At 45.5% G+C, this 6,458-nt stretch carries 5 protein-coding genes; 2 read left to right on the forward strand and 3 right to left on the reverse strand.

The window, feature by feature from the left end; all coding sequences use genetic code 11:
- Positions 1–3: 3 nt before the first annotated feature.
- Positions 4–1,068: a DUF5895 domain-containing protein gene (locus tag QUB51_RS26705; protein ID WP_333263978.1), complete on the reverse strand. Its 1,065-nt coding sequence runs from the start codon at positions 1,066–1,068 to the stop codon at positions 4–6.
- An 83-nt stretch (positions 1,069–1,151) separates the two neighbouring features.
- Here QUB51_RS26705 and QUB51_RS26710 point away from each other — a divergent pair, with 83 nt between their 5' ends.
- Positions 1,152–3,086 (forward strand): type IV secretion system DNA-binding domain-containing protein, encoded by a 1,935-nt coding sequence (locus tag QUB51_RS26710; RefSeq protein WP_333263974.1) that lies wholly within the window; start codon positions 1,152–1,154, stop codon positions 3,084–3,086.
- Positions 3,083–4,246 carry a hybrid sensor histidine kinase/response regulator gene (locus tag QUB51_RS26715; protein WP_333263971.1) on the forward strand — a complete coding sequence of 388 codons (1,164 nt, stop codon included), beginning with the start codon at positions 3,083–3,085 and terminating at the stop codon, positions 4,244–4,246. Before QUB51_RS26710 ends, QUB51_RS26715 begins: the two co-directional genes overlap by 4 nt.
- Before the next feature lie 81 nt (positions 4,247–4,327).
- Here the strand turns inward: QUB51_RS26715 and QUB51_RS26720 are convergent, their stop codons facing one another.
- Together QUB51_RS26720 and QUB51_RS26725 are read right to left on the reverse strand one after the other, a co-directional pair.
- Positions 4,328–5,005 (reverse strand): response regulator transcription factor, encoded by a 678-nt coding sequence (locus QUB51_RS26720; protein WP_333263968.1) that lies wholly within the window; start codon positions 5,003–5,005, stop codon positions 4,328–4,330.
- 273 nt (positions 5,006–5,278) lie between these two features.
- Positions 5,279–5,989: a hypothetical protein gene (locus QUB51_RS26725; protein ID WP_333263965.1), complete on the reverse strand. Its 711-nt coding sequence runs from the start codon at positions 5,987–5,989 to the stop codon at positions 5,279–5,281.
- Between the last annotated feature and the right edge of the window lie 469 nt (positions 5,990–6,458).

Below are 6,458 nucleotides of genomic sequence, written 5' to 3' on the forward strand. Positions count from 1 at the left end.
TGTTTAGTAGTCTGCGGGTTCATCGAAGTCAAAATCTTCTGCTGAATCAACCTCAACTTCAACCTCAGCAGCCTCGGAAAATTCATCTAGTTCCTCTAATTCTGAGTCTGTTCCTCCTTCAACTTGTGCAATTTTGCGAGGGGGTGACAATTTACCTCGATTTTTGCGGTTAGTTACGCTTTCTGGCAAGGCCTGGACTTCAGGTTCCGCACCAGCAGCTATAGCTGGCAACCCGGCATCGCTAGCCTCAATGAAACCAGCAATGTTATTGTGCAGTCCCCAAATCAATTTCTTTTGTGGTTTTTGACCGAGAAATAGCTTGTGAAAATTAGCATCAGTTGGCTGAGTAATGCTGTGAGTTTTGCAGCAAAACGATTTATTTTTGCCTTCCCCTTCTTTAAGAGCTCTAAACTCGACATTCAACACTCCCAAAGAGCGCCACTTGTCATTTTTACCGCTGTAATCTCTCCCAAAGCAATCAGCAAATGCCCGTTCCAAATTGCGGTAAAATTCTTCTCTAGCGCTCTTAAAGCTCCAGAGGGCTACATTCTTGAAGCGGACGACAATCGGTATCTGATGCAGGGGTTGGTTTTTGGGATTTAGAAAGATGAGAGCGTGTTCGGAACACACTTCCTGCGTCTTTTTATCGAGGGAATCGCGATATTCGTCGTAAAGCCCAATAAAAGTACCTGCTAATTCTCCATTTTCTTCAATATCTTTGTAGCGGATGTACTCAGGCACAAAAGCTAATACCAGCATTCTCGCTTTTGGGAGCAGTAAGCCTGTCACTTCTTCGCTTAGTTCGACCGTTGTCAATTCCTCAACATTAGGCATTACGTGCCATTCCGCTTTGACAAGCTGGTCGTTCGGGAGCAAAATACCTGCTGGGTTATCGTTAATCACGATTCCATAGGGCAAAGAGGGCTTGCGAGTTTGGTTGTAATCACTGTTGAATAGCTCCGGATCTATCTCGTAATAATCAGCACTCTTGTTCTTTTGCGTGTTGGACTTTCCACTAGAATTCTGTACTGTCTTACTTGGAGATTTCGCGTTATTGCTTCTTACCATTGTTTACCTATTTTTGTCATGATCTCCCCCTTGAGGCGATAGCCGCTATCGGAAACATTTAGGTTTTTATATATCTAAAAAAAATGAACAATTTGCAATTTCTGCCTAAAATTAACAAAGCTACCTTGATACCAATGGCAGTTCAACCTCCTAAACGTTCGTTAACTAGCATCGATTTTGGCGGGTTATTGGGTCAGTTTATGAAGCCAGAGGGACTGGCAATGTTAGGGCTAATGGCAGGCTTACTTATTGCTTCCAAATTAGTTGGAAACGGGAAGGGTAAAATTACCTCCGGGCGGCTGTGCGGGACGGCAGAAAAATTGGCAGCCACAGGCTCTGCCCTTAAGCAAATGAAAGAAAAAAAACGGCAGCCCGTTACTTTGTGGAGCGGTACGCCGAGTTATTGGTTTAAAGGTTGTCAGGGATTGAGTGCTCGATTGCAAACGCTATTAGGTGCAAATCCGACGGTTTGGTTTCCCCACGCAGAACGCGGAACTTTAGTCATTGGTGCTCCGGGTTCTGGCAAAACATTCAGCGTCATTGACCGGATGGTTGAAAGTGCATTCCAGCAAGGTTTTCCTGCAATTATTTACGACAAAAAAGGAGACCAGATGAAAGTGCTTGCACCCCTTGCAGTGCGCTATGGCTACGATGTGCAAGTGTTTGCACCAGGGGAAGCTTACAGCGACACTATCAATCCTCTGGATTTTATGAGAGATGCACAAGATGCAGTAATGGCAGCAGAAATTGGACAAGTTATTGCTCGAAATGCTAGTCCGGGGGAGAGTAAAGGCAATGAGTTTTTTGAGAAAGCAGGCGAGTTGATGGCGAAGGGTTTAGTGCAGTTAGCAAAAAGCAGTCCTTACCCGGATTTAGCTTTTGTGTACGCAATTATTCAACTGCCAGATTTGGTCAAGCGCATCGACCACGCCGTTCACCGACCCGACGGTCATCCCCTCAAAATGGACAGGTGGATTGCCTCTAGTTTTTCGCAGTTATTAAGTTCAAAAGATGCTGAAAAAACTGTGGCGGGCATCAAGGCAACCGCAGAGGCAACCTACTCCAGTTTCATTCAAAAAGATTTGCTGCGGGCATTTATTGGTCGCAGCACAATTCCGATTGCTTTAGAAGGCAAAAAGTGCATTATTTTCAAATTAGATGACCAAAGGCGCACTGTAGTGGGGCCGCTGTTAGCTGCTGCTATTCATTTATGTGTGGTGTCTAATTTGAGTCGGGTACGTTCTGACCCATTTTTGTACTGCTTAGACGAGTTTCCGTCTCTCAAGTTCGACAGAATGGATCAGTGGGCTAACGAATATCGTTCTGCTGGTGGCGTGCCGATTGTTGGGATTCAATCGCTCAATCAACTCTATAATTTATATGGGGATAAAAAAGGAGCTGCGATCGCCAGTGCTCTGTCAACTCATGTCCTCTTCAACCCCGGCGATTTTGAGACAGCCGAGAAATATTCTAAGCGGTACGGGGAAGTGGAAGTGCTGGTAAAAAATCGATCGACCGGCAGCTCGACGGGACAGCAAACGAGCCGTTCTGTCAACTGGGGCGAACAGTTGCAAAAGAAACCGCTGATTAGTCCTGACGAAATTCTGAGGTTTCCTCAAGGCAAGTGCGTCATCACTTCACCGGCCTACGCAACGGGGACGGAAGCTTTATTTCCCTACCCTCTCAAGATTCCGGTGCGGCCCGGCGACATAAAGCGAGCTAAAGAGTCTGAACAACTGTGGGACAGCAGCATCAGACCGCAGCTTGAAAGGCGGGCGAAAGCTTTGTCAGTAGAGCAGCAGACGGGTAAACTGCTCAATATAGATGAAGAGCTGGATCAGCGGATTCGATTCGCTTACCAATTGCTGCCACATCCGAACGATCCAGAAGAACCCGTGACTGTGGCTGATGTTGAGTCGCCTGTTAATGCTGCTGGTGCGAACAGCGCGGCTGGGAAAATAGCGGTTGGCAATATTCGGAAAAAACTCAAAACTCTGTCCTTTGGTGGCGATAGATGATGGAGCAAACTAAACAATTTTTGGCTGACATTTTGATTGTTGACGATATTCCCGCTAACATTCAACTACTTTCTCAATTGCTAATTGAAAACGGTTACAAAGTCAGGAAGTTGATTAGTGGACAGCGAGCTTTAAAAGCAGTAGAGTTGCAAGCGCCCGACTTGATTTTGCTAGACATAAAAATGCCCGGTATGGATGGTTATGAAGTCTGCCGTCAACTTAAAGCATCTGAAGCTACTTGTGATATCCCTATAATTTTCATCAGCGCTTTAGATGACGTATTTGACAAAGTAAAAGGGTTTGAGGCGGGCGGTGCTGACTACATTATAAAACCTTTTGAGCCTGTTGAAGTGTTAGCGCGGGTATCTGCCCAACTTAAAATGCAGCGCTTGCAGCAACAACTTCGCTGCGCTAACGTGCAATTGGCTACACAAAATGTTCAGCTCAGCCAGGAAATTCAAGAAAGACAGCAAGCAGAAGCCAATTTAAGAATGCTGTTGCACGCTGTTTCGCACGATTTGCGATCGCCTCTATCAGGAATGTCGCTGCTGCTGCGAAGTCGCCTCAATGATGCTGGCAGCAACATTGTTATTGATAGGCGGACTGTGGAGGTTATGGTGCAAAGCTGTTCGCGCCAACTCCAGTTGATTGAGTCACTAACAGCAACACAACAGTTTGATGTGAAAAGTGCTTCTTTAGCCATGAAGCCGCTGTCGCTGCCCACTTTAGTCCAAAATATTCTTATTGAAAGATTACCAATTCTCAACCAGCATCGAGTCAAGGTTAAGCAGCTTTTTGCAGCAGATTTGCCTTTAGTCAATGCTGATGGTCAGCAGCTCTGGCGGGTGTTTGGCAATCTGATCGACAATGCTGTTAAATACAATCAGTCTGGGTTTATTTTGACTGTAGAAGCTAAAAAGGAAGGCGAGATGGTTTGCTGTACGGTTGCAGACAATGGGGCAGGAATTTCTCCTCAGCAATGTGCAAGATTATTCGAGCCTTATACGAGGGGAGTTGGAGTTAGTTTAAGGCAAGGATTGGGATTGGGACTTTTCATTTGCAAACAAATTGTTGAGGCTCACGGCGGAGAGATTGGCGTTGATAGCGAATTGGGAAAAGGAGCGAGGTTTTGGTTGACATTGCCAAAGTTTGAAGATTGACAAGATGCCATAATTTGCTACGCGATAGCTACGCCTCAAAAACCACTTTTTTTAGAACAATTAGAAGCTGCATTCCAACGGCTAAACCAGCCCCAAACGCAGTGCTTTAACGGCAGCCTGGGTGCGATCGCTCGCTTCAAATTTAGCTATAATCATCTCTACATGACCTTTGGCGGTGTGGACGCTCATTCCTAGTTGAGCGGCGATTTGTTTATTGCTTTTACCCTCAACTAGCTGCTGCAAAACCTGCATTTCCCGTTCTGTCAGCTTGATGTCGTCATTCGCATAGCTTTCGGGCAGTGGCGTTTTGAGATTTTGCAGCACGCAGTCGGCAATCTTAGGGTCTAGGTAACTGCCACCTTCTTGCACAGTCGTAATCGCTGCTAGAAGTTGTTCTGCGTTAGTGCCTTTAACGCAGTAGCCGTGAGCGCCGCTTGACAAAGCCGCCATTACCTGAGTTGGATTGCTGTGGTGGGTGAGCATCAGGATGCGAGTATGCGGCAGTGCGGCTCTGATTTGCTGCGCGGCTGCAATACCGTCGATTCCGGGTAAGTCAATGTCCATCAGCACGATGTCTGGTTGGTGTTGCAGTGCAGCACTGACGGCTTCGTTGCCGTTAACAGCTTGTGCGACAACTGTTAAATGGGGTTGGTTATTGAGGATATGCTGTAGACCGAGCTGCATCATCGGGTCATCTTCAACTATCAGGATGGTTTTTAGTTGGGTTGTTTTTGGTTGGGTGGCGGTAGTTGCAGTCACGGCTAAGATTCCTACTACATTTTATCCATAGTCTATTGTTTTTCCTCATATTAAAGAGTGTCATCCTCCTATGGAGAGAAGAAAAGTATTGATTTTTGGGCAATTTCGTCGGAAGGTGGATGTCTCTCGATAGGAGGATGGTAATAAAGTCGATTCTCCCGAGTTTTAGGTGATCAGAAAAATTCTAGTGATACGGCCCGAAAAGCCCGCGCGAGAGGCTCACACTACCGTTCCCACCACAAATCCAGAAGAGCTATACACAGTCTGAACAGATTATATCGACACTTCGTTGACTTCATCCAAATTGATTTCATCCAAATTGACTTCATCCAAATTGATAGCTGTTGCTACTTCCTTCGGTTGAGGTGTTAGATGACCATTGAGCTTGATAACTGTTTGTTTTCTCTCTCGTTCAATGGTAGTCAAAAGCCAATTTTGAGTGTGTCGGTGTTGCTTGCTGTCCCAGGCAAACAGAACTTTTTCTGCAGGTTGAGTCGGGTGCAGTGCCAAAATAATCAGTTGTAGCTTGTGAGGCTCGATCTCGAAGAATTCGGCAGCTACCCATAACTTAACTCGGTCTTGCCAAGTCAGTACAGGATGGCGAATCGCCCACTCAAATAGTTTGGGCGTCCCTTTGACTAAACCCACATTTGTACGGACTTGTATCACTTTAAATGGAGGAGAAGGAGAAGAATTTTCTTCTGTCACTCCCCTTTTTGTTCGGTCTAGTTTTGTTTGAAGTGGAATGTCAACAAACAGTTTTCGCTGCGGTAAAAACAGTGATGGCGATAGTTCTTGGAGCTGGAAAACCCACTGCTGGAACTGGGGCTGACTGTTGAGTATTGGCTCGACAGGTAATCCCATTAAAATTTGCTTGACAAGCAGTTGCAAGCGTTCTTGCAGATAGGAAGGAACAAGAGGTGGCTCTTGTAGTGGGCTAGTATGAATAGTTTGATTGAGGTCGGATAGAGTAAGGAGGTACATTGCTCAGAGCATAAAAGGCTGAGCAATAGCGGCGATCGCTACAGAAAAAGTCCGGGAGTGCGGAATGGGATTAAAAATTTATAGCCCACATCCTGCACCCTCAACTGTCACAGAGCATGAAGCAATGTTGAGAATATTCATACCTTGCGTTCGATTGGATAGTCTTTAAGCAAAAATACTCCGGTCAGGCGATCGCCTGACACGGCCTCCTCTTTCTTTGTAGAAACATGGAGAAAAACTTACCAATTTTCTACTCGAAAACCAGGCAAGATTTAGGCTTTTTATTTGCTTATAAAAGAGAGAATTTTGCGACAAACTAAAGTGTTTTTCAAGCAACTTATTTCAACTAAATAAGTAGTAAGCCCTTACAACAATACTCCGGACAGTTTTTCAAGAGGGATGCGATGGCTTCGGCAAGCAACGCTTACGCAATAAATCACAGAAGCGAAAAAAGTGAGTGCAATCTGAA

The sequence above is a fragment of the Microcoleus sp. AT8-A3 genome, from assembly GCF_036705675.1.
Taxonomy (GTDB): Bacteria; Cyanobacteriota; Cyanobacteriia; order Cyanobacteriales; family Microcoleaceae; genus Microcoleus.

Bases quoted from the DNA above. Each gene is read 5' to 3' on its own strand.
- QUB51_RS26710 (WP_333263974.1), top strand. From the start codon at position 1,152: ATGAACAATTTGCAATTTCTGCCTAAAATTAACAAAGCTACCTTGATA.
- QUB51_RS26725 (WP_333263965.1), bottom strand. From the start codon at position 5,989: ATGTACCTCCTTACTCTATCCGACCTCAATCAAACTATTCATACTAGC.
- QUB51_RS26705 (WP_333263978.1), bottom strand. From the start codon at position 1,068: ATGGTAAGAAGCAATAACGCGAAATCTCCAAGTAAGACAGTACAGAAT.
- QUB51_RS26715 (WP_333263971.1), top strand. From the start codon at position 3,083: ATGATGGAGCAAACTAAACAATTTTTGGCTGACATTTTGATTGTTGAC.